Genomic DNA, 24,090 nt, shown 5'->3' with positions numbered 1-24,090 from the left:
CGGGAAAATACTACAACAGAGGCTTTTACTCCATGAGTCACGATCAATTGAATAACAGGGTAGTTGCTCCTTGCATCATCGATACAGGGATTGTCGTCAACAAACGCGATATCAAAAGATTGCTGTTTGATTTAGGACGTGTCCGCTACCTTCACATACAAGATGGCCAGATTTATAGCGAAGGGGAAGGTTATGTGCTCGAAGTCTTCGCCAACCCCCACCGTTCTACCCTGATTGCCAACCATGCGCTTTATTTGAACGTCTATAGTTTTGATTACCTGGAACTGAAACAGTCGCCTGAAGATGGTGCTTATTTTGACCTGATTCAAGATGGACGGCAGTTGCGGTTAATTCCCCTCTCCAATCCTTTGCAAGAGCAATTCGCCCGGAATTTAAATGCTGCGGCATTGGATGCGGTGGTCGATCAGGTACTCTCAGGCAACTGGGATCTACAATTAGACGACGATGATTCCCCGTTTTAATCGTCAGTCAGTCAATTTTAGATTTTAGATTTTAGATTTTAGATTTACTTGCAGCGCCGTGAATCTGGGAGTTAGAACTAAGGTCTAAAATTTTTTGCCCTCCACGACGATTGTCGGAAACTTGTCTCCGTTTTTGGGCGGGGTCATGGTTTTTTTTGTCGCGATGTCATCAACAATAGATTAAATAACACGGACGGCCGAGTAGCGGTTAACGAGCATCGGGGACTAATGACTGAGGACAAGGCGAAATTTTCTTTTAAATGTCAGGCTAATTGCAGCCATACCCAAGCCCGTGCAGGGGTTTTTGCCACTCCCCACGGTGTGGTGGAAACGCCTAAATTTATGCCAGTGGGGACGCTAGCTAATGTCAAAACTTTGACACCTGCACATCTTGAGGCTGCTGGTTCTCAAATGGTTTTGGCAAATACTTATCACTTGCACTTGCAGCCGGGGGAAGCGATTGTCGCAGGCGCGGGCGGATTGCACAAATTTATGGCTTGGCCTGGCCCGATGCTGACGGATTCGGGCGGCTTTCAGGTGTTTAGCTTGAGCCAAATGCGGACTATTTCTGAGAATGGGGTGACTTTTCGCTCTCCCCGCGATGGCCGCATGATTAATTTGACACCGGAACGATCGATCGAAATTCAGAATGAGTTGGGTGCTGATGTGATTATGGCATTTGACGAGTGTCCCCCTTACCCCGCTACGCGGGAGGAGGTGGAGGCTGCCACAAATCGCACTTACCGCTGGCTGCAACGCTGCATGCAAGCTCACTCGCGCCCGGATCAAGCTTTGTTTGGGATCGTCCAGGGGGGCGTTTTCCCCGATTTGCGATCGCGCGCGGCGAACCAGTTGGTAGATTTGGATTTACCAGGCTACGCCATCGGCGGCGTTAGTGTCGGGGAATCGGGGGATTTGATCGCAGAGATTGTAAAGGTGACTGCGCCTCTGTTGCCGGCAAATAAACCGCGTTATTTGATGGGGATTGGGACTTATCGGGAAATGGCGCTGGCGGTGGCGAGTGGGGTAGATATGTTTGACTGCGTGATTCCGACTCGGCTGGCCCGCCACGGGACGGCTTTTGTGGGTGGGGAACGCTGGAGTTTGAAAAATGCTCGGTTCCGGGAGGATTTTGCTCCGCTGGATGAGTCTTGCCCTTGTTATACCTGCCAAAAATTCAGTCGGGCTTATTTGGCCCATTTGGCGCGGGCTAACGAAGTGCTGGGGTATACTTTGCTGGCGCTTCACAATGTGACAGAGTTGATTCGCTTTACGGGGAGGATGCGGGAGGCGATTTTGGCTGATCGATTTACTGAAGAGTTTGCCTACTGGCTTGCACCGAGAGTCGATCAATCATGATTGCCGTGGGTAAAGATATGCGACAATTATGAAAATTCTGTTGGATAGGTAGGTTGATTCATGGAAGCTGCATTACTCTTAGCAAAACTGCCCGAAGCTTATTCGATTTTTGAGCCTTTGGTTAATGTTTTGCCGGTCATTCCCGTATTTTTCTTGCTGCTGGCTTTTGTTTGGCAGGCGGCTGTCGGATTTAGATAAGTTTGATTTCATCAAAAGCAGGGGCAATTTTTGAATTGCCCCTGCTTTTAGGTATTAAGTTTTGTTTCGTTCTTCTTTCTAGCTTCAGCTACCGCCGATCGCACTTTTGAATGCCGGTCTTTCTGAGATCCGCTTGATGTAATCTACAACAGCCGGATAAGCACTGAGGTCTAGTTTTAGCATCATCGGAATGTAGGCCAACATTGACCCGACTGCTGCGTCAGCTACGCCAAATTCATCACCCATTAAAAACGGCTGTTTCTCGAAAATTTCATTTAACGGTTTTAACAACTTGGGAGTTTCGCGATCGCGAGTTGCTTCTGTAAATATTCCCGGCCCCAGGGTGGCGTTAGCAAACGTGACCCACTGCACGATTTGAGCTTGCTGCTCCAAAGTGTGTGGCATCTTACCATATTTTTGAGCTAAATACAGCAGAATTGCGCCCGATTCCCAAAGTTTAAAATCTCCGTCGGCGATCGCGGGTACTTTGCCGATCGGGTTAATTTCGAGATACTCTGGCTGCAAGTGTGCCCCTGCTTGCATATCCAGCAAGACGAATTCGTAGGGAACTCCTATTTCTTCTAGATACCACTTGATAATTGAGGCCCTGCTGCGGGCTCCGCCGTAAAGTTTCAGCACAAAATTTTTATCCTTTAACGCAATATTGCTGTTATAGCATTTTTTGGGAATTGGTAATTGGTAATTGCAACCACCAGAGACTTTGATGTCACTGTTCCACTAATAACTACTGACTAATGACTACTGACTAATTGCCGATAACTAATGGCACTTCTGTCAAGTGCATAAACAAGATTCTGCTGCCAATGAAAATCAAAATTGCTCCACCCCATATCTCAATTTTATTAGCAAACAAGTTGCCGCACTTGTGTCCGATAAACACCCCTGCAAAGGCTAAAAAGAAAGTAATAAATCCGATCGCAGTAACCGCAGGAGCAATAGAATCTTTCAGAACAGCAAATCCGAGGCCAACTGCGAGAGCATCAATACTCGTCGCCACCGACAGCGTTATCAAAGTTCCCGTATCTAAGGGATTGAACTTTTTCTCGCATTCTTCGCTTTGCAGCGATTCATAAATCATTCTTCCGCCAATGAAACTCAAAAGCCCAAAAGCTATCCAATGGTCGATCGGTGTTATCAAAAAACTAAAACTAAGACCGATGAGCCATCCTATGACGGGCATTAAAGCTTGAAAACCTCCGAAAAATAAAGCAATTTTTAAAGCTTTATTGACTTTCATGTGTTTGATTGCTAAGCCGCTAGAAACAGCAACCGCAAAAGCATCTGCTGCTAGTCCCAAGGAAAGTAATATGGTAGTGGCTGCATCCATTTTTGTAAAGTGTTATCTGTTATAAATAAAGTGTTTTTCTTGACCGTTTTAGTTTACACTAAATTTTGATATAATTGCGTTATTATCATAATCTATTCATTTTTGACTCACATTTATTTCACAATTGGCGAGGGTTGAAAAAATCTGAGCTTAGCTGTATTGTGTAAAAGATTATTTATGAAGTAGCAGAATCGACTATGGCGCCATCTAGACCCTACCAGCCATTGCTGCTCAGATTACTGCATGGGGTTAACGCTGCGATCGCCCTTTTAGCAATTTTGAGCGCATTTCTGGTTTACAACACCTACGATGGACGGTTTGGCAAAGTCCCCGTGCCTCAGATTGCAGATATTATCGGGATTCACGGCACTTTTGGCAAGATGTTGCTGTTAGGAATAATGCCGGCTTTTGCATTGTACAGTTTCCACGCAGGTCAAAAACGCTTGGTGCAGCCGGATTCTTTTGGGAAACTAACGCAGTTGGGAAAACCGATTTGGTGGTACAGTTTGCACCGGATTGTGAATACGTTGATGTTGCTGGCACTGACTTGGGCGATCGCTTCTGGCAGTATGGTTAAAGAAGAATGGCTGCCGGCTGGGGAATTGACGCAGGTTTGGTATTATTTACACGTTTCTGGTTGGGCGGTATTGGTGTTTTGTCTGGCAATGCACTTGTTGATGAGTGCGAAGGTGGGGGGTGTGCCACTAATTTTGTCGATGTTTGATGCCGCATATCGCCCGGAAGATTCGCCGGCGGCTTGGTGGAAGAAAATTCGCTCTTTGGGCGATCGCTCTTAAAGTGAAAATGCTTAAAGTGAAAATGAACAGAAATATTTTATTAATTGTTGTGGAAGTCTTGGTAATGGGAGGTTTGTTGTTTGCAGTGGTTGCACCTTTATTATTTCCCTAATCCTATCATATCAAGTTTGGTTAAAAAATGATAATCAGGTTTGTAGTGAGGACTTCAGTCCTCCGTTTTATGAGGACTAAAGTCCTCGCTACAAACCGACATTAAGCTTTTCGCGGAACTTGTGGGCAAGATTTGCGACGGGTTTCCCTGGCGACAAAATGCGATACATATCAAAAGATGGGCAATTTTACCCTAAACTCAGCACCGCCCCCAGTTTGAGATTTAATTTGAGGTTTAACCGGAGATTCAACTGTCAGCCTGCCGCCGTGCAATTCTACAATAATTTTATAGCACACCGACAGCTCCAACCCTGTAAAATTTTTAAAGGATTTAGTATGGCCAAACTGGTCAAATATTCGGGGTTGAATTTCCGGCGGAATTATAGAGCCATTGTGGGCGATCGATACAACAATAAACCTGCCTGTATAATCCTCGACAATATCAGTTTTGATTGTAATAATTTGAGCGGAATTTTCAATACTTTTAACTGCATCTATAGCATGGCTGATCAGACTCGCGAATACCTGGCTCAGTTGACCGGGATAACAAAAAATTGGCGGCAGGTTGTTGTACTCTTTGACTATTAATATTTTTGGCTCCAGCCTGTGAGCCAGCAACAGCAAAATATTGTCGATGCTCTCATTAAGGTTGGCGTGTTCTTTGTTGGCTTCGTCAGGAAGTGAAAATTTCCTCAAAGCCAGGATTATCTGGCGAATGCCATCGGCTCCTATTTTCAAAAAGTTGAGGATTTGCGGCAACTCTTGGCTGATAAAATCTAGGTCGCAAGTCTCTATTTTTTTGGCAATTCGTGGCACAGGTTCGGGATATTGTTCTCGATAGAGGCGAATTATACTAAGCAAATCTTTAATATAATCGTTGAGGTGAATCAGGCGACCGTAAATAAAGTTAATCGGGTTATTAAGTTCTTGGGCAACTTCGGCGGCTAGTTGACCCACCATTGTAATTTTTTCACTTTGTAATAACTGCTCTTCGGTGATTCTTAGTTTGGCTAATACTTCTTCCAGAAGTTTGAGTTCTTCTTGAATTTGCCCGTGGAGTTGGGATTGGGAAATTGCGATCGCCAGCGAGTCTGCAATTGCTTCCAAAACTTGCACCTCGTCGGGAGTCGCAAATCGGCGGTTTGCACAGGCGAAGAGATATCCCAGCCGATGATTCTGAGTTAGTACGGGTACTGCTGCGTAGTGACTATTTGTGAATTCGATATAGGCGTGTTCCTCAGATGCTGTGGCATCAGGGGCGGCCGTTTTATGTAGCAGTATCGTTTCGCAGCGGTGAAGCCGTGCAGCTAAATCTCCAGAGGGCCCTCCTGGAACACCAAAAATTCCCAAGCGCCCCGGCAAACGTTCCCGACAATATTCCCAGCCAAATTCTAAAGTATCTTGTCGGGGATCGTACCATGCAAAAATTGCTCGATCGAGCTTTAGTAAAGTACCGAGTTCGTCTACTGTAGTTTGGAGGATGCGATCGAGGTGCAAACAAGCGCGAATGCGGCCGGTCAAGCGGTGGAGAAGGGCTTCTGTGCGTCTGCGAATGCAATTTAGGGCAAACAGCTTGAGGGCCACAGTTGCTGCGAAAATAGCTGCGGTGGCAAGTAGGCCGGCGGCTAATGCTAGTATCTTGAAAGGAAAAAGTTCTTTTTCGAGATTGTCACGGGGAATTACGAGGGCGATCGACCATTCAGCTTGTTCTAAAGGAAGATAGGCAACATAAACTCTGGCGTCGTTGATTTGAGTCAGCACAATGCCAGTTTTTTGATGAACCATCTCCCGCGCTACATTGGCCAAATTAGCATCTGCAGATTCTAAAAGACTGGGAGCCGAATTGTCGATATTTCCAATTAATCGAGCGTCGGGATGCACAATCGGCACTCCTTGAGAATTGAGAACAAAAGCATAAGTTCCGGGGCCATATTCCAGCTTTCCTACTACTTCGGCAATTCGGTCGATGCTAATGACGCCGTTCATTACTCCGATCGGCTTTTGTGCTTTTTTATCAATAGAATTTGCCGAACTTGACCACACCGGAGCCGAAATGGGAACAATACTTTGTCCTTTGAGCGTGCGAGAAATGGTAGGCTCGGAAACATAGACTTCCCCAGCCATTGCCTTTTTGAAGTGTTGGCGATCCCTCACATTAATCAACGCTCTGCCGACTTTTGTGGTGAAATAAGAACCGTGGGGATCAATTAATGCCAAGTGCTGGAATTCTTGCAGCCGATTTACTTCCGATTTTAAATAAGGCTCTGCCACTGACCAATTCATCGAACGAACGGGAGGAGTGTGGGCGAGGATTTCGATCTCAGCCTTTCTAGTGCCGAGCCAGCGATCGATCTTGTTGGCGCGAGCCCTAACTTCTAACAAAGCATTTCGCTCGCTTTTGGTGATAATCAAGCGGCGAACGCTTTGATAGCTGATACAACCCGTGATGCTAGCTGCCAGAATTGTTACCCCCAAAATTAAGAGCGCAGTTTGGTACCCAAGATGGTATTCGCCCTTTAATCCCGCTGGCAATAGTCGAGTTAATTTCCACCACTTTACTCTCGCAAAGCTTCGCATGGTTTGACCAATTTGTGAGATTGAAATCTTTAGCTCACCTACGATCTACTCGCCCGCCCGCTACTAGTCTTAAACTACGAGCATTTAATAATTGCGGGGATTTTTTAATTTTTTCCCACCGAGCAGCTCCTATCGTTTCCGGTTGCACGGGAATGATATAAAGGACACGGCAGTGCCGTTTCCCTACCCAGATTAATTGTAGGGACACGGGAGTACCGTTTCCTGGCGGTGGGTAATATTAATCCCGATGCTACCCGATTGGATATCACTTTGTTAAACAGGAATAATATTATACCACATTTTTGACCAATTAAAAATGTTTATCAACTACTTAATTATTTTTACAATCGTTAATAATTTATGTTATTGAGGTGATGTGAGCAGTAGACTTTTTAGGTGTAGATGTTGGGTGTGTGTCTTAATTAATAGTCCAGACTGTTTTTAGTTTGTAGTCTGAAACCTGTGATTTTCGGTTGGTATTTCGAGTACACGATCGCGTTGGAACCCTTATTCTGCGGTTGTGATCAAAAACTGTCCGCTGTATTGCTTAATAACGAAATATTAAAACTTTTTCGTTTATTGTTAATGAAACAAAAACTTTTTAAATCTTTAATTTATATCTCAACACTCAAAAGTATTTTCGGTGCATCCGCTGGCTGAGGCACTGTTAAATTGCCCCAGTTGCGGGATTTGTTTAAAGAACCTTGTGAGTGTGTTCGTGCTGTTTCACATTGTCTTCAGTGCGAATGATGCGCTCGGAGTTGAGCACTCTTTTGCGTTCTAAGGAATAAGTAAAGTCGTTGCGAACTGTTCCCGAGGGAATGTGAAGTTGAGCTTGGGGGCGGATTTTGTAAGTGCGGGCAGCGGCGATCGCCCGAAAGCCAAATTCTTCACTAAACTGAGATGATGTCGGGAATTCTGGCAACATTTTGGGTGTTTCGCCGTCGAGCACTGCTCCCAAAGTCGTCCCGCAAATCATTAAATAAGATGTGGGAATTCCCTTCAAAATTGCTTCCAAAGCTGCTGAGGGAATAGCTTCGATTACTTGCACTTCAAAAACTTCGCCTTCTTCTTTGATGAAGCAGGTAGCGACACCGACTGCTATGTAGTCGTCGGTGCAGAGATCAGGAGCGTTGGGATAAGCTGTTGCAGTCGTCATAAGAAAAGCTTGGTAGTGTGGAAACCGGGAACGAGAAATTATATCATTTGCGGTTACACCGGAATGATGTTGACTGTTGACTGTTGACTGTTCACGGCATCAACAGTCAACTCGAATTTACTATTCCGATGCTAACGGATTTGATATTAAGCGATGTTAGATTTGAGATTTTAGATTTATCGCACGGTTTTTTTCGGGGATTTTACGTGAAAAATCTCAAACCGCCTGTTCTAAACCTAAAATTTTTTGGTTAAGCTCCAAGGAGCCGATCGCACGAGTGTGTCGATCGTACCACATCAAGGTAGATGCCGGATGGTTCGGCAAGGATTCCCCGCCGCCACGACGTTTGCGGGAATATCTTTGACAACAACACTGCCTGCGCCGATCGTGCTATTGTCGCCAATAGTGACTCCTGGACAAATAATACTGCCGCCGCCAATCCAAACATTATTGCCAATATTAATTTCAGCCGCGAGTTCTTGGCCAGAAAGCCTTATTTCCGGGTCTGTGGGGTGAAGAGCGGTGTAAATTTGTACGTTGGGCCCGCACAGTAAATTTTCGCCAATGTTAACTCGATTGCAGTCGAGAATCACGCAACCAAAATTCATGTACAATCCGTTTCCCGCATAAATATTGCTGCCGTAGTCGCAGTAGAAAGGTGGCTCGATTTCAACTTTTGGGCCAACTGCACCGAACCATTCGGCGAGAATTTCTAACCGTTTGTCTGGTTCGTCTTCGCGGGTAGAATTGTAGGTTCTGGCGAGGCGGCGGGCTCGCTGGCGATCTAAAATTAATTGCTCATCAGCAGCTAAATACAATTCGCCGGCGAGCATTTTTTTTTTTTCGGTTTTTTCCATAAGAATAGGCGGTTGTAACCGCCACTATACAAACTTTCCTCGCTCTTTAACAGACGGAAGAATAATGTAGGGTGCGTCAGGGCGCACCTTACCGCTATAATTAGCGCGTCCGATCATTTTTTGACGTTGCAGCAGACATTTAGGGTTCAGCTTTTGACTGCAAACAAACAGCTAAATCCAGATTGGCTAATTGCTCAAAAGCTCGATCGATCGATCCTTTTCCCCGCAAAAAACCAGTATTTGCACCGGGACAAATATACTGTAAAGTTTCCGGCGAAAATCGATCGATAATTGACTTCACGCTGTTAATTTGCCGGGGCCAGTGAAAAGTTTTTGGCGTCCACAGCGGTACTGGGGCGGCTTCTCGGTTGGGGAGCAAGTGCCTACCCGAAAACAGCACTCCACCGCTGCCACTATGATAAAGGCAAGAGGAACCAGGAGAATGGCCAGGAGTCCAAAATGCTTTGATTCGATCGCTCACAACAAATTCTCGCTCAAAAACCGTCACCTTCAAACCCGGCAGTAAATAAGCTTCCTGTTCTTGAATCAGGATCTCGCACCCCGTGGCTTCCTGAATCTCCCGCGCCTTGGCGATAGCGCCACGGTGGCTGAGAAACAGCAGTCGCACGCCGCCGTGTTCCCGCAAAAATGTTTGGTTAATCTCATCCCAAGCGGGACAATCCACCAGGATGTTAGTTTGGTTTTCTACAATGAAATAGGCTGTTGCACCCAGGGTATCCCGGTTAGGGGGGAAAGCCAGAATATTGTCGAGCACGGGCCTGGGTTGTTTGGAGACTGAACTCTGTTGTTTCAAGGAAGTATTTCAGAAGGGAATGGGATAAATATTATGTTCTTTTTACTATGGTTGTTCGTATTGGGGCTGATCTCGTACTACTTGTTGCAAAACGGCACCAGCCGCATCACTAGGACTCCGATATGGCTGCTGTGGCTGGTAATGATGGCGCCCGCGCTGATTTGGGGTGGTTGGATTTTAGTTTACGGCACGAGCAAAACTGTACCGCCGGAGTTGGTAATTATACCTTTTCTGGTTTGCCCTTTTTTGTATTGGTTTTTGGTACAGTTGGGGCGCAAGAAAATTACCGCCGAAACTGCTGAGCAGATAGCAGACTCTGCGACTGAACCTGTAAAGCCAAAACCGCCCGTGCGCCCGATCAATCAAGAAGAAGAAGCGAGTTTGCGCGATTGTTTTCCTTGGTCAATTTACTTTTTGCGAGATTTGGAATTTCGGCCGCAGGCTGTAATTTGTCGCGGACAGTTGCGGACGAACCCGGAAGCGGCTTATCAGGCAATTCGGGAGAATGTGGAGAGGCTTTTTGGCGATCGCTTTTTAGTAGTATTTCAAAACAGCTTGAGCGGTCAACCTTTTTTTGCTATAGTTCCCAATCCCAGCCACCAATCAGGGGAAACTCCTGTCAAAACCGAATCTGTAACCAGGCCATTTTTTGCATTAGCTTTGCTGCTGATCACGGTGTTTACGACTACCCTTGTCGGGACGCGACTTGCCGGAGTTACTGAACAAGCTTTGCAGTCTAACCCATCAATGTTGCTGCAGGGTTTGGCTTACTCGCTGGCTCTAATTACAATTTTAGCAATTCACGAATCCGGCCACTATTTAGCTGCCCAATTCTACAAAATTCGCACGACTTTGCCTTATTTTATCCCGATTCCTTTTTTCTTAGGAACTTTTGGAGCTTTCATTCAAATACGGAGTCCAATTCCCAACCGCCGTGCTTTATTTGATGTTAGCATTGCCGGCCCCCTGGCGGGTTTAGTGGCGACAGTGCCATTATTAATTTGGGGTTTGAATCATTCGACTATTGTACCGCTGTCTGACAAGTCGGGAATGTTAAATTTTGACTCTTTCAAACCCAGTTTTTCGGTGCTGATGACTTTGTTGAGCAAGTTAACCTTGGGTGGCGCTTTGAATGCGGAAACTGCGATCGATTTGCATCCGGTAGCGGTGGCGGGTTATTTGGGTTTGATCGTGACGGCGTTTAATTTGATGCCGGTGGGACAACTCGACGGCGGACACATTGTACACGCGATGTTCGGCCAGCGAGCGAGTATGGCGATCGGGCAAGTTGCTAGACTTTGTATGCTGCTGCTTTCTTTTTTGGAACAGGGTTTGCTGCTGTGGGCGATTATTTTGTTTTTCACACCGCTAAACGACGAACCGGCGTTGAATGATGTCAGTGAATTGGATAATCGGCGGGATTTTTTGGGGCTAATGGCGATCGGGCTTTTGTTAATGATTTTGTTGCCCGCGCCCAGGGTACTCCTTGAGTGGTTAAATGTTTAGCAGGAAGAGGGAAGTTCGGCAACGGATTCTGTAACGGATTTAACTAACGGATCGATGTCGAAGTTCGAGGGAATAGAGAGGAAGAAAGAAAAGAGAGGTTGACAAAATCCTGCAAGGGTTGCTATACAAGCGAGTTTAGAATTTATCCACTCGCTTTCTATCTCGAAGTAATCTTTATTTTCACCGACTGATTAGAGAAATATGTCTTACAAATCCTTTACTTTCCAACAATTAGAAGAGCGATTTGGATTGGAGCTATCACTCAGTCCTATCTTGAGTGCCAAGGTGGTTCCTGTAGAACCATCCGAATGGCTTTGGAGGGCAATCGAAATTAGTTCTAACACTGCTGTTACAACTGTAAAAGAACGTTCGGAACGGATTGTTTCTCCTATTCTGTTAGAATTTAGAGAAAGGAACAACAGACAATTTTCTATTTTTTCTGGTTGGTCATTTGATGTAGATGCTGAGCTGGGCTTGAATGGGGAATGCGACTTTCTATTGTCTTCCGTGCCCTTTGATTTTGAAATAAAAGTTCCGGTTTTTGCCTTGAGAGAAACTAAAGGCGGAGAAATAGAGTCTTGTTTGCCACAGTGTGCAGCACAAATGGTAGCTGCTCAGCTATTTAACGAACGCGAACACAATTCCATACCTGCAATATATGGCTGCGTAACTACTGGCGTTGTCTGGCGGTTTCTTAAATTGGAAGAAAATAATTTGATTATTGATGTTGATGTTTATTGTCTTGATAATGTTCCTATGATTTTAGGTGTTTTGCAAACAATAATTAATTTATATCAATAATTTAACGAATATAATAAAATAGTTTGCTATGGGGAATTTCAGTGTTCACTAGAACCTTAATTAGAGTTTTAACCAGATGCGAGAGCGAAAATTTTTGACCGGAAATCCAATAATCTAGCTCTACAAATGATCGCAATTACTCCCGAACAAAGAGCGCTAATTCCGCTCTATTGCGATAAGTGGCGACAAATTGGACTTTCGATAGAACCAGTCGATCGCCCGCAAGCTACAGCGGCCATCAACACCGCCTACAACATTATCGGCTGTCCTGAACCGGAAATTATTTTCTGTGACAGCCCTTACATAGCTTTGGAAGCAATTGAACCGCTAAGGATACGCGATTCGGGCATGGGAACTGCCAGCGAAATCAGAAACAAAATTCATAATGAATTGTACGATATATTAAGAAGTCAACTCGGCAGGGAACTGGAAAATAAGATTTACAGCCAACTCTATAATCCGCTGTACGCTCAACTGATGAATCAACTCCACCTTCATGTTAAAGACGAAGTTTACGTCAAATTAGCACGTAAGTTGGGCGAAAGATTTCAGAGATTCCTGATTGATCAGACTTATCATAATAACAGCATAGTTTCCGAACTGTCAGCCTGTCACGGAAGTTGGGTGGATTTTTGTATTGGCGTGTTAAATTTGGAGTACGATCGCCCTTTATACTCAGCCTTTAAATCTTTAGTGGAAAACTGCGGCTGGATTTACCCGTTTGAGAAAATGTGCTTTGTGTGCGATCGCCCGATCCAACTTCATTTTGATAGTGAATATTTGCTCCACGCTTTATGTCAACCAGCGGTTGAATTTGCTGACAAGTTCAGTGTATACTCTTATCGTGGCGTGCGACTGCCGGAAATAATCGGTCAAGTTCCGCCCCAATCTTGGCAAGCTTCATGGCTGTTAACAGAACATAATGCCGAAGTGCGGCGAGTTTTGATTCAGGCGATCGGCTATCCGAGAATTTGTCAAGAATTGCAAGCAACTAAATTGGATACTTGGCAAGAATATACTTTGTTGAAAATTGAGAATAATATTGACATAGAGCCAATTTATTTGTTAAAGATGACTTGTCCGAGTACGGGACATCTTCATGTTTTGCGAGTGCCGCCAAAAGTGGGCTCGGCGAAAGAAGCGATTAGCTGGGTAAATTGGGGAATAGATCCCGAAGAATTTCAAGTCCAGACTTGAGGGAAACTTTAGAGTTTTGAGTGGGCGAGTTTACAGTTAAAGAATTACAGCGCCACAAAAGTAGCGTTCTGCACAAGTCCAGAACAATTAAAAAATGTAGAATTGCAGCCACCGCTTGATACTATGTACTCTGGCAGCTAAAACCCACAACTTCAAATCGACATGAGCCAGCATTCAGACCGCATTGCCCCTCACGGCGGCATCCTGGTCAACCGCATTGCCACACTAGACCAAAGACAAGAATTTTTCGATAAAGCAGAAGTCTTGCCGCGAGTCCAGCTTTCGGATCGATCGATCTCCGACCTGCAAATGATCGCCATCGGCGCCCTGAGTCCCCTCAAAGGGTTCATGAACGAAGCTGATTATCGATCGGTCGTTAAACAAATGCGCCTCTCCAACGGCCTTCCGTGGTCGGTTCCCATCACCCTCTCGGTAACAGAAGAAGTCGCCGCCCCCCTGAAAACAGGAACTTTAGTGCGCCTCGACTCGCCGTCGGGCAAATTTGTCGGGCTCTTGGAACTTGCAGAAAAATATCACTACAGTAAAGAAGAAGAAGCCCTCAACGTCTACCGCACCGACGACCTCAAACACCCGGGCGTCCAGGTAGTAGACAAATCAGGCCCCGTTAACCTTGCAGGCGACATTTGGCTGCTGGAACGCGGACTAGACCCCCGGTTTCCCCAATACCAAATTGACCCGGCGAAATCGAGAATGCTGTTCACAGAAAAAGGATGGAAAAGCATAGTAGGTTTCCAAACCCGAAACCCCATCCACCGGGCACACGAATACATTCAAAAATGCGCCTTAGAAACTGTAGACGGCTTGTTCCTGCACCCGCTAGTCGGGACAACTAAGGATGACGACATCGCCGCTGACGTGCGGATGCGGTGCTACGAAATTCTGCTAGAAAAATACTATCCAAAAGATCGCGTAATTTTGGCAATTAATCCGGCGGCGATGCGCTACGCCGGGCCGCGAGAAGCAATTTTTCATGCTTTAATCCGCAAAAACTACGGTTGCACTCACTTTATCGTGGGGCGCGATCACGCTGGAGTTGGCGATTATTACGGCACTTACGATGCCCAATATATTTTTGACGAATTTGAGCCGGGAGAATTGGGAATTGTGCCGATGAAATTCGAGCACGCTTTCTATTGCACACTGACGGAACAAATGGCTACAACTAAAACAAGCCCAAGCACTCCCGAACAACGGGTGCATTTGTCGGGAACCAAAGTTCGGGAAATGCTGCGCGCTGGAAAATTGCCGCCGCCGCAGTTTTCCCGGCCGGAAGTCGCCGCAGAATTAGCCAAGGCAATGAATATTTTCAATTACGAGATTTAAATCTTGAACTTGGGTGTCGGCGACATTCTGAAAAGTTTTGAATTTTGAGTTTTGAGTTTTAAATGGGAAAGTTTAAACTTAAAGCTCAAAACTTAAAACTTAAAACTTATCTTAATACTAAACACTCACAACTTAATTAAATTCCCTAAAATTATTGAGGGGAATTTAACTGAAAATTCAAAACTTAAAATTCAAAGCTATTTAAAAATGGGACTCAAGCGGCGGGAATTTTTGCAGCAAGCTGGCCGGGTGCTGGCCGCCATCGGCATCAGCGAGGCCCTGTGGCTGCCGTTGGGCGATCGTTACCTCCAAGCCTTAGCGCAGCCGACAGCCCGGAAATTGGCTTTGTTGGTGGGCGTTGACAAATATCCAGACTCGCCCCTGCACGGCTGCGTCACGGATGTGCAATTGCAGCGGGAACTACTGATACATCGGTTTGGGTTTGTGCCGTCGGACATTTTGACTTTGACTGACGCTCAAGCTACGAGGGAGAATATCGAGACGGCTTTTATCACTCACTTGACTCAACAAGCAAAACCCGGTGACGTGGTAGTTTTTCACTTTAGTGGCTGCGGTAGCCGAGTCAGTTTGGGCGAGTCTCCCGGAAAAATCCAAAACAGTTTGGTGCCGGCGGATGATGTTTTGCCGTTGTTAGCAAACCGGGCGGTGAACGATATTTTAGAGGAAACGCTGTTGCTGTTGATGCGATCGCTCGCGACAGAAAATGCGATCGCCATCCTCGACACCAGCTACCACTATCGGGGTTTCCCCACAAACGGCAACTTTCGCATTCGCTCCCGCCCCCGCCCCACCATCGGCGAGCCGGGCCTCGCAGAATTAACGTTTGCCCAAGACCTCCGAACCCGCAAAAATCTTCGTCCTGCAGCCACCGTACTTGCCGCCGGTGCGGATTCCCAACTCGTCGCCGAACAAGAGTGGGGCGGATTTACCGCAGGTTTGTTTACCTACGCCCTCACCCAAACTTTGTGGTGGGCAACTCCCGCTAGCAGCTTCAGCGTCAATTTCAGTCGCGCTGCAGGTACTGTCGAGCAAATCGCGGGGTTATCGCAGCAACCGCAAATTCTCAATCACGATTTAACAACCGCGCCGGCGGTAAATTTTTCAAATTTAATCTTCAATTCCCCTGCATCTGACGGCGCTGTGACGGCGGTGGAAGAGGGGGGCAAAACTGTGCAGTTGTGGCTGGGCGGTTTGTCGCCCTCGGTTTTGGAGTGTTCCGGGGGTTCTGTGTTTGCTGTGGATTCCTCCGAGGGCGCGAGGCTTTTGCTGCGGGGACGCACGGGCCTCTCTGCTAAAGCCCAAGTTTTAGACGGGTTCGATCGAACAAACGGCGAATTAACTGTCGGCGAACTCGTGAGGGAAGAAATTCGGGTATTGCCGCGAAACATCGGTTTGACAGTAGCTTTGGACTCAGGTTTGGAACGCATCGAGCGGGTGGACGCTACCAGTGCCTTTGCGACTGTGCCGCAAGTTTCGGCGGTAAGCAGCGAGCAATTGGCTGACTGTCGGTTCGGCAGAGTCCCGGAAACAACTTTAGCCGAAACAGTCTCGCCTCACGAGCCTGCTTTGTCTCAAAGCCGTTACGGTTTGTTTTCTTTGGCTCAAATGCTGATTCCCGATACTGAGGGTGATGGGGGAGAAGCAGTCAAGGTGGCGGTGCAGCGCTTGACTCCGCAGTTGAAAGCGCTGCTGGCTGGGAAGTTGCTGCGGCTGACAGCCAATGAGGGCTCTTCACGCCTAAAGGTGCGAGCAGTGCTGGCAACTACTGCACCCCAAGCGCGGGCCGTGGCGCAGCGAGAGCCGGTGCGGGCAGGCGGTGATTATCGGCTGGAACCGCTGAGCGGGGAAAGTGAGAAATCCGCCAGCGCTCATATACTAAGTTTAACAGAAGGCAGTCGAGTTCGGTACAGATTGTATAACGACAGCGATCGCCCGGTTTACTTTGCGGTGTTTGGCTCGGACAGCGCGGGACGGCTGTCTGTGCTCGGCGCTGAGGGCAAAGAGGCTGTGGGTGGAATGTCGCGGGTGATCGCTCCGGGAGAGAATTTGACCGTGCCGGTGGCTGGGACGAGCGGGTGGCCGGTATCTGCGCCGATCGGACTTGCGGAAATTATAATTATATTTAGTGAGAAGCCTTTCGCTCAAACTCTGGCTGCAATAGAAGCCGAAATCCAGCAAACGAGGGATGCCCTCCCAATTCGAGTGTTGTTGAATCCTTTAAATGTGGCGCGGGCTGTGCTCGAAGATTTGCACGCGGCTAGCATTCCGGGGGTGCAGAAAGTGGGGATATCGACGGATGATTGGGCTTTGGATGTGAATGTTTGGGCAACTCTGAGTTTTGTTTATCGGGTAGTTTAAGTGAAAAATGGGGACTGGGGAATGTTTTCTATAACCTATAATCTGAATCTATCCCAGTACGAAATCGATATTCACTTCCAAATCAGGAAAGGCGAGCGACGCAACTTGTTGACCCCGCCAAAATTTTTGGATTAAACTGTAACCATTAGGAGTTGGCTGGCGGTAAACTTCTAAACATTGTGCCTCTATATCTACTAGCCAGACTTCTGGAATGAGCGATCGAGCGTAAATAAGAACTTTCACATCTCGATCGTAATCAACCGTGCTATCGGATACTTCTACCAACAGCAAAACTTCTGACGGTAGTGGATGTGCTGTTGAATAGTAATCAGCCCGGGGTTGCAGCAATACTACATCAGGTTGAGGTTCGGTGCGCTCGCTCAACTGGATGGGGTTTTGCACATCCAGAAAAGCCCGGTTACTGGGAATTTCGCTGAATAGTCCGATGAATCGTCTCACACAGGAAGCATGACGAGTTCCAATTGCTGCCATTTGGATCAGTTCTCCTTCTATCAGTTCTACCCGATCGCCCTCGGAAAGAATACCAGCTTTGCCCATTAAATGATATTCTTCTACGGTCAACAACCTTTTGAGTAATTGCACTGCCATAACCCACCGCGCTGCTAATTATTATTTCAATTGTAGTCGCTCTGCCAAGGAAGAAGTCAATCGATTTTAGATTTTAGATTTTAGATTTTAGATTTTAGATTTTAGAATTGACTCCACAGATAAATTCGGGGGGCAAGTTTCATCGGATACAGGTTGTTTATTTCTGGGTCCTGAGTCTGCTTTCGGAATGAATCCGGGGGCTTGTATCCTGGATGCTTTCGGTCATTATCATCGGGAACTGATAATTGGGTTATTGGTAATTAGTGGCAACTAACAAATAACCAATAACCAATAACCAATCACCCGTTACTCATGACTGATAAAGCTTTTCTACCATTTGAGCCAACCGTTTCATAGCAGTTTCAATCTCATCATTTGTTGCAGTCAAACTAATGCGTAAACACTCATGTTTGTGCTGCCAATCTTCCCGCAAACCGGGGAAGAAGGAACTTCCTGGCACCACAATTACGCCGACTTTTTTCAACTCTTGATACAGTTCCCAATCAGTCATTGGCAAATCTTTCAGCCATAACCATGCGAAAATTGCTCCTTCACCCCGGTGCAAAAACCACGGCAAATCTTTCGGCATTGCTTGTTCTAGAGTGCTTTCTACGATCGCAAATTTGCCTTGATAGTACGGCCGAATTACGTTGATGGAGATGTCGGCAAGAGCGCCGGACGTAATCGCACGAGTTGCGATCGCCTGTCCGTATCTCGGCGAATGAATGCACATATTGGTCTGAAAACATTCTAATACTTGAATGAGTTTTTCATCGCCGATCGCAATTCCGATTCTTTCACCCGGCAATCCGGCTTTCGACAAACTCATACAGTGCACGATATTGCCGCCAAAAATCGGCGTCATTTCGGTAAAATTCAAGGACGGGAAGGGAGGGCCGTAGGCGGAATCTACGAACACCGGCGCGTCGAAAGCGGCCGCTAAATCGGCAATTTTCTTCACTTCCTCGTCGCTGAGAACGTTGCCGGTGGGGTTGCAGGGACGGGAAAAAATGACGCAGCCGGTGGTTTGGTCGATCGACAATTGGCTGAAATCCGGGCGGTATTTGAACCTGTGAGCAACCGCATCAATATCGAGGGTGGGTTTGCAGGCGACTACCGCTTCGGGAATCAAGCTAACGCCGCCGTAACCGGTGTAGTCTGGGCTCAGCGGTAAAACAATATTTTTAAGCTGTTTGCTGGTAGTGTAGCCGCCGAAAGCGTTGGCTGCGTAGAAGTAAATCGATTGACTTCCGGGAGTAATTAGGATATTGCGATCGGTCAAATTCAGTCCGTAACGCTGATTAAAATCCGCCAAAACCGCATTGATTAACGGCTGATAACCTTGACTGGAACCGTAGCGACAAACCACCTCGCCGTATTCCGGGCTCGCCAAAAGTTCCGCAGTGCAGTCGCGCCACAACTGCTCGACTTCCGGTAAAATCACCGGATTTCCGGCGCTCAAATTGATAAACTCCTGCCCGCTGCCGGCTCTAAGAGTTTCAATAATATCTTTCATAATTGCCCGAACTCCCGTGAGGTGGGACATCTGAGCGCCAAATTGAGTCAGGGCAGGGTTCATAGCAAATGCAGCGACAATGATAGAAGTTTACAGTTTACCCATGATAACTCCAGTCGCAGGCGTTAGCCTAGCTGATCTGGGGCATGGGTTGTCGATCGAGCATCTGATTAATTCAATAAACTCGATCGCACAGCGTTTTGTTTCTTCCCCTGTGCGCGCGCCGGAGTATAAGATTGTGGCCATTTGTGGAGTTCGAGCTAACAGTGTTTTTTACCTAAAAATTAGCGAACCGAACAGCCATCTCTAATTCAAGAGTTGTGGTAAGATTTCACGCCGTCGCGCCCGATGAATTGCCGATCCTTGACAACAACCATTGGAAACATCTAAAATTAGTCGTAAAACCCGATCACAACAGAATTTTATGGGAGCCTGTTACTGCTATAATTACAGGTTTAATCCAGCCTCAAAAATCCGATTTGTTGCTAGCTCATTTTCATGATTCGCGGTTTGCTGACAGCGGTGCATTTTATTATCAATCCGACTCAAGCCAATATCTGTCGTAAGATCGACCTTTGAGTGGCATTACATAACAAAAACGTAAATTATCACCCAATTAATTGCCGTAAACTTCAACAAAAAAATGACACACTTTCCACTTATAGAATACGAGCAACTTACAGATCCTAAAGCCAAAGCAGTGTACGAAGAAATCTTGACAGACTTGGGGTTTGGCATCGTCCCCAACCTGTTCAAGTCAATGGCAATCAACCCTGACATATTAGAAGCAAATTGGAAAAAATTCCGCGGAACAATCCTGCAACGAGACTTACCCCGCACGCTTAAAGAAATGGTCGGCGTCGCTATTTCCCAATCAAATAATAGCGAGTACGCTCTTCAAGTTCACCTGCACGGATTGTCAGCCTTGGGGATGAGCGAAGAACTACTGCGAACCCTAGTTTCTGACTTTGCCAATTGCCCTTTGCCAAAACGTGATAAAGCCGTAATTACCTTTGGCTTGCTGGCTGCTACAAAACCCCTGGAAATGACAGAAAATGATTACCAACACCTGCGGGATTTAGGACTTGATGATTCTGAAATATTTGAGATTATTGCGACAGCAGACTTGTTTAGCTTTGTCAACCGATATACGGATTCAATAGCCCTCGAAATAGATGCTTTGTAATCTATATTTTATACCCATATTATGGGCGATCGGCTAGAAGATCAAGATCGAGAAGAACTTCTGTTAACAGCCCGCCGTTTGTTAGCAGAAGCTCAAGCGCTTTCCATCCGCATTTCCGCTGTCAACGAAGTTGCCACTGCCATTAACCGCACCCTCGATCTCAACCAGATTTTGCGGGTACTAGGCAAGCAAGCCAAATGGTTGCTAGACTTTGAACACTGTAGCGTTTGCCTGCACAGTACTAATGCTTGCATGACTTTATTTGGCCCACATATTCCTGTAGATATTGCAGCCCTCCCAGAGGGCGGCCCTATTCACAAGGCCTTCAACACACGTCAACCTCAATTAATTCAAGAAGCGGGTGCTACTGCTATTTTATCCCCTTACGCTTCGCAAATTATCCTTCCTTTGGAAAGCGAGGGTAAGATTTTAGGCACAATTAATTTTGCCACAACCAAGCCACGAGCTTACACTCAAGAAGATTTACGAATTGGTTATCTTTTGGCTTTGCAACTATCTTCAGCTATCCGCAATGCTGAACGTTTTAAAGAAATAAATAGGCTGTATTCCGAACTCGATGCCGAAAAGCACAAATCCGATCAGCTACTGTTGAATGTGCTCCCGGTTGAAATTGCCGAGGAACTCAAAAATAACGGCAAAGTGGAACCACTTTATTATGATAGCGTATCGGTTTTATTTACTGACTTTAAAGGCTTTACTCAGTTATCTGAAAAAATGACGCCGCGAGAGTTAGTTGACGAACTAGACTATTGTTTTTCTTATTTCGATCGCGTGATGGATAAATACTCTATGGAGAAACTGAAGACTATTGGCGACAGCTATATGTGCGCTGCAGGAATTCCTACGCCTCGCGCAACACACGCCTTTGACGCTGTACTTGCTGCGATAGAAATTCGACAGTTCATGGATTTGCGAAAAATACAGAAATCTCAACAAAATATCCCTTATTGGGATATCCGCATTGGCATTCATTCAGGCCCAATACTTGCTGGGGTAATTGGCAATAAAAAGTTTTCCTATGATGTCTGGGGAGATACAGTTAATACTGCATCTCGGATGGAATCTTCCGGCGTAGCTGGAAATATCAATATTTCTCACGACACGTTTGAATTAGTTAAAGATTTTTTTGAATGCGAATACAGAGGAAAAATTTATGCTAAAAACAAGGGCGAATTGGATATGTATTTGGTTCGCCATCTTAAATAAATTTGGGAATGGCTAATTGCTAAGGGAGGATGGCTAAGCGAGCCGTTATTCTATTTTAGATTTTAGATTTTAGAAGGGGGAATTACTGATTATTAGCACGGTTTGGATCGCTGGCCTATAGTTGCAGTTTTTTAATGGCTGTTAGATATTGCAATGCTTGCAGGAGTCGTAATTTTTTTACCCCACCCCAACCCTCCCCTTATAAAGGGGAGGGAGTAAGAAATTCACAACTGATGCGAGGATGGCTATATCGCTCGAACTTTTTTTTCAAAGTTAGGTATTGTATCGGATTGTCACCAAGCTATATTAAAATTATCGAGTTGTAGATTTTATTTTTTAATTATTTATGCGTATTTGGCAAGCCGATTTTTACCGCCGCCCTCTCCAAGACGAAACTGGTAAACCACTGTGGGAACTCTTAATTTGCGAATCGGAAGGCAGTTTTCAATTTAGCGCTGTTTGCAGCCAGGGGGACGCAAATTCTAATTGGCTAGCCTCGCAGTTGCAGCAGCAAGCTCAAACTCAGAATTTGCCAGATTTAATTCAAGTATTTAGGCCTCAGTCTCTGGGCTTAATCGAAGCTGCGGGCAAAGTTTTGGGCGTCAAGGTGGAAGCGACTCGCCGCACTGCGACTCTGAAATTGCTGCTGCAACAACGCGCAAAAGAATATTTGAGTATGCCTAATTATACAGGTGAAACTTACAGCACGATCGCCCTCGACTCGCCGCCGCCCGTACCCTTACCCGAAAACCTCTGGGGCGATGGCTGGCGTTTTGCTTCCCTACCCGCCGGCGACATTGAAGAGGCTTTCCAAGGGGGTCCCCTGCCAATTTTGGAAATGCCAGAATTGCTGTTACCGCTGAATTTAGGCTTGGCCTCAACATTACCCGTACCGGGAGTTGTTATTGACGGTGGACGCCAGTCTATGCGGTTGGCTAGATGGCTTCAGGATGCCAAACCTTTTGCTTTGAATTATATTGCTGGAGAACCAGACGGATTGATATTGGAAGCTGGGTTAGTAGATAGGTGGGTTGTGGCTACTTTTGAAGATAGCGAGGTGAAAGCCGCGGCCCAAGTTTACCAACAGCGTAAGCAATTAAGTAAAGGATTACATTTTTTGTTAGTCCAGCCCGATGATAGTGGCATGACTTATACAGGCTTTTGGCTGTTAAATTTTGATCGATAAGATGTAAATAATATTATTTGTGATGTTGATAAATCGCTGGCTGAAAAAAAGTAAAACAGTGCTCGAACGCAGTTCCAGCAAATACAAACTCAGACACAAATTTTCAAACAGCTTGTTGAGCTCGCAAGAGATAGTGCTGCAAATTTATTCTACAACTAAAATCAAGCCGTTTTGAATGCCCTGACAAACTCGGTTGATGTGACACTGATCTTTTTCGTTCAGACCTTTCTGGGCTAGCATTGCTGATTTCAGCAGCCGTCTGTCAAGGGGGGTAATCTGGCGAAAAGCAAAGATGCGCTCGACGATCGCCTCGATCGAGATTTTGGGGAGGTTAGCAGAGCTGACTGTCATGGTCTTAACACGCTAAAAATAAGTAACAGAACTATGTACCTTTATTTTTAAAGATTTTGTGAAGCTACTTTGTGATTAAGATCACATAATTTTAGTGACAAAATAGTGTATGTGGGGTGACTGTTATCACCAAATCTTTAATTATCTTTACACCAACTTAACGATGGCCCGATAGAATCACTGTGGTAAAACTCAAGCAGAGGGTAAAAATGGCACAAGCAAAAATCGGAATTATCGGCGGCAGCGGTTTGTATAAAATGGAGGCCCTCAAGGATATTGAAGAGGTGAAAATTGATACACCTTTTGGATCACCATCCGATGCCGCAATTGTGGGAACATTGGACGGTACGCCGGTAGCATTTCTGGCTAGACACGGCCGCAACCACACTTTTTTGCCCTCAGAAGTGCCGTATCGCGCAAATATTTATGCAATGAAGAGTTTGGGAGTTGAGTATTTAATCTCAGCGTCGGCGGTTGGTTCCCTAAAAACAGAGGCGAAACCTTTAGATATGGTAGTGCCGGATCAGTTTATCGATCGCACAAAAAATCGAGTTTCTACCTTTTTTGGAGAAGGAATAGTCGGTCACATCACATTCGGCGATCCGGTTTGCGGCGAATTGGCTAAAGTGTTAGCAAGTGCGATCGAATCCTTGAACCTCCCCGACGTTAACCTCCACCGGGGCGGCACTTACGTCTGCATGGAAGGTCCCGCATTTTCCACAAAAGCAGAATCAAACCTTTACCGCAGTTGGGATGCCACAGTCATTGGGATGACAAATTTGCCGGAAGCAAAATTAGCCAGAGAAGCTGAAATTGCCTACGCAACTTTAGCATTAGTCACAGACTACGACTGCTGGCATACCGAACACGACAGCGTAACTGTAGAAATGGTAATAGCAAATTTGCACCGCAATGCAGAGAATGCTCAAAAAGTCATTCAAGAAACAGTCCGTAGACTAACAGAAAATCCCCCAGTATCTGATGCACATTCTGCGTTGAAATATGCAATTCTGACTCGGCTGGATCAGGTGCCGACGGCAACTAAGGAGAAAATGGGCTTGCTATTGCAGAAATATTTGTAAAACG

22 protein-coding genes are annotated in these 24,090 nt (G+C 45.9%); 13 read left to right on the top strand and 9 right to left on the bottom strand.

Going from position 1 to position 24,090, the window contains the following annotated elements; all coding sequences use genetic code 11:
* Positions 1–32: 32 nt before the first annotated feature.
* From QUA24_RS09245 to QUA24_RS09235, 3 genes are all read left to right on the top strand, one after another.
* A complete protein-coding gene (locus QUA24_RS09245; protein WP_333085519.1) occupies positions 33–482 on the top strand; it encodes a hypothetical protein in 450 nt (149 codons plus the stop codon).
* Between the two features lie 228 nt (positions 483–710).
* Positions 711–1,841 (top strand): tRNA guanosine(34) transglycosylase Tgt, encoded by a 1,131-nt coding sequence (gene tgt / locus QUA24_RS09240; protein WP_333162452.1) that lies wholly within the window; start codon positions 711–713, stop codon positions 1,839–1,841.
* A gap of 60 nt (positions 1,842–1,901) precedes the next feature.
* Positions 1,902–2,039, top strand: coding sequence for a photosystem II reaction center protein K (locus QUA24_RS09235; RefSeq protein WP_006634808.1), 138 nt, complete (start codon positions 1,902–1,904; stop codon positions 2,037–2,039).
* Between the two features lie 84 nt (positions 2,040–2,123).
* Here the strand turns inward: QUA24_RS09235 and QUA24_RS09230 are convergent, their stop codons facing one another.
* Positions 2,124–2,678 (bottom strand): glutathione S-transferase family protein, encoded by a 555-nt coding sequence (locus tag QUA24_RS09230; protein ID WP_333229023.1) that lies wholly within the window; start codon positions 2,676–2,678, stop codon positions 2,124–2,126.
* A gap of 127 nt (positions 2,679–2,805) precedes the next feature.
* A complete protein-coding gene (locus tag QUA24_RS09225) occupies positions 2,806–3,387 on the bottom strand; it encodes a manganese efflux pump MntP family protein (protein WP_333229021.1) in 582 nt (193 codons plus the stop codon).
* Positions 3,388–3,584: 197 nt separating this feature from the next.
* Here QUA24_RS09225 and QUA24_RS09220 point away from each other — a divergent pair, with 197 nt between their 5' ends.
* Positions 3,585–4,184, top strand: coding sequence for a cytochrome b/b6 domain-containing protein (locus QUA24_RS09220; protein ID WP_333229019.1), 600 nt, complete (start codon positions 3,585–3,587; stop codon positions 4,182–4,184).
* Between the two features lie 282 nt (positions 4,185–4,466).
* Here QUA24_RS09220 and QUA24_RS09215 read toward each other — a convergent pair whose 3' ends face one another.
* The 4 genes from QUA24_RS09215 to QUA24_RS09200 all read right to left on the bottom strand — a co-directional run bounded on the left by QUA24_RS09215 (position 4,467) and on the right by QUA24_RS09200 (position 9,702).
* Positions 4,467–6,872, bottom strand: coding sequence for a cache domain-containing protein (locus QUA24_RS09215; protein ID WP_333229018.1), 2,406 nt, complete (start codon positions 6,870–6,872; stop codon positions 4,467–4,469).
* A 694-nt stretch (positions 6,873–7,566) separates the two neighbouring features.
* On the bottom strand, positions 7,567–8,031 hold the full coding sequence (locus tag QUA24_RS09210) for a hypothetical protein (protein WP_333229016.1): 465 nt from the start codon (positions 8,029–8,031) through the stop codon (positions 7,567–7,569).
* A gap of 296 nt (positions 8,032–8,327) precedes the next feature.
* The gene (locus tag QUA24_RS09205; RefSeq protein ID WP_333229014.1) at positions 8,328–8,888 is read right to left on the bottom strand and encodes a sugar O-acetyltransferase; all 561 of its coding nucleotides are present in this window, start codon (positions 8,886–8,888) and stop codon (positions 8,328–8,330) included.
* Positions 8,889–9,027: 139 nt separating this feature from the next.
* Positions 9,028–9,702, bottom strand: coding sequence for an MBL fold metallo-hydrolase (locus QUA24_RS09200; RefSeq protein WP_333229012.1), 675 nt, complete (start codon positions 9,700–9,702; stop codon positions 9,028–9,030).
* A 33-nt stretch (positions 9,703–9,735) separates the two neighbouring features.
* Between QUA24_RS09200 and QUA24_RS09195 the strand changes: the two genes are divergently transcribed.
* The 5 genes from QUA24_RS09195 (at position 9,736) to QUA24_RS09175 (ending at position 16,929) form a co-directional block, all read left to right on the top strand.
* The gene (locus QUA24_RS09195) at positions 9,736–11,208 is read left to right on the top strand and encodes a site-2 protease family protein (protein ID WP_333229010.1); all 1,473 of its coding nucleotides are present in this window, start codon (positions 9,736–9,738) and stop codon (positions 11,206–11,208) included.
* Positions 11,209–11,409: 201 nt separating this feature from the next.
* A complete protein-coding gene (locus QUA24_RS09190; protein WP_333229008.1) occupies positions 11,410–12,009 on the top strand; it encodes a hypothetical protein in 600 nt (199 codons plus the stop codon).
* 126 nt (positions 12,010–12,135) lie between these two features.
* Positions 12,136–13,206 carry a DUF6745 domain-containing protein gene (locus QUA24_RS09185; protein ID WP_333229006.1) on the top strand — a complete coding sequence of 357 codons (1,071 nt, stop codon included), beginning with the start codon at positions 12,136–12,138 and terminating at the stop codon, positions 13,204–13,206.
* 162 nt (positions 13,207–13,368) lie between these two features.
* Entirely contained in the window at positions 13,369–14,550 is a 1,182-nt protein-coding gene (gene sat, locus QUA24_RS09180; RefSeq protein WP_333229004.1) for a sulfate adenylyltransferase, read from the top strand.
* Between the two features lie 207 nt (positions 14,551–14,757).
* Positions 14,758–16,929 (top strand): caspase family protein, encoded by a 2,172-nt coding sequence (locus tag QUA24_RS09175; RefSeq protein ID WP_333229002.1) that lies wholly within the window; start codon positions 14,758–14,760, stop codon positions 16,927–16,929.
* 48 nt (positions 16,930–16,977) lie between these two features.
* On the opposite strand, the gene QUA24_RS09170 is transcribed toward QUA24_RS09175, so the two are convergent.
* Positions 16,978–17,538, bottom strand: a complete 561-nt coding sequence (locus QUA24_RS09170; RefSeq protein WP_333229000.1) for a Uma2 family endonuclease — start codon at positions 17,536–17,538, stop codon at positions 16,978–16,980.
* A gap of 310 nt (positions 17,539–17,848) precedes the next feature.
* Positions 17,849–19,117 carry a valine--pyruvate transaminase gene (locus QUA24_RS09165; RefSeq protein WP_333228998.1) on the bottom strand — a complete coding sequence of 423 codons (1,269 nt, stop codon included), beginning with the start codon at positions 19,115–19,117 and terminating at the stop codon, positions 17,849–17,851.
* 580 nt (positions 19,118–19,697) lie between these two features.
* Between QUA24_RS09165 and QUA24_RS09160 the strand changes: the two genes are divergently transcribed.
* The 3 genes from QUA24_RS09160 (at position 19,698) to QUA24_RS09150 (ending at position 22,653) form a co-directional block, all read left to right on the top strand.
* Positions 19,698–20,240 carry a peroxidase-related enzyme gene (locus QUA24_RS09160; protein ID WP_333228996.1) on the top strand — a complete coding sequence of 181 codons (543 nt, stop codon included), beginning with the start codon at positions 19,698–19,700 and terminating at the stop codon, positions 20,238–20,240.
* A gap of 21 nt (positions 20,241–20,261) precedes the next feature.
* Positions 20,262–21,467, top strand: coding sequence for an adenylate/guanylate cyclase domain-containing protein (locus QUA24_RS09155; RefSeq protein WP_333228994.1), 1,206 nt, complete (start codon positions 20,262–20,264; stop codon positions 21,465–21,467).
* A gap of 346 nt (positions 21,468–21,813) precedes the next feature.
* On the top strand, positions 21,814–22,653 hold the full coding sequence (locus tag QUA24_RS09150; protein WP_333228992.1) for a Tab2/Atab2 family RNA-binding protein: 840 nt from the start codon (positions 21,814–21,816) through the stop codon (positions 22,651–22,653).
* A gap of 144 nt (positions 22,654–22,797) precedes the next feature.
* On the opposite strand, the gene QUA24_RS09145 is transcribed toward QUA24_RS09150, so the two are convergent.
* A complete protein-coding gene (locus tag QUA24_RS09145; protein ID WP_015177188.1) occupies positions 22,798–23,004 on the bottom strand; it encodes a hypothetical protein in 207 nt (68 codons plus the stop codon).
* 209 nt (positions 23,005–23,213) lie between these two features.
* Here QUA24_RS09145 and QUA24_RS09140 point away from each other — a divergent pair, with 209 nt between their 5' ends.
* Entirely contained in the window at positions 23,214–24,086 is an 873-nt protein-coding gene (locus QUA24_RS09140) for an S-methyl-5'-thioadenosine phosphorylase (protein ID WP_333228990.1), read from the top strand.
* Positions 24,087–24,090 lie beyond the last annotated feature (4 nt).

The sequence above is a fragment of the Microcoleus sp. Pol12B5 genome, assembly GCF_036701335.1.
Lineage (GTDB): Bacteria > Cyanobacteriota > Cyanobacteriia > Cyanobacteriales > Microcoleaceae > Microcoleus.
Note: the sequence above shows the minus strand (reverse complement) of the source record. Positions and strands in the feature narration are given on the sequence as shown.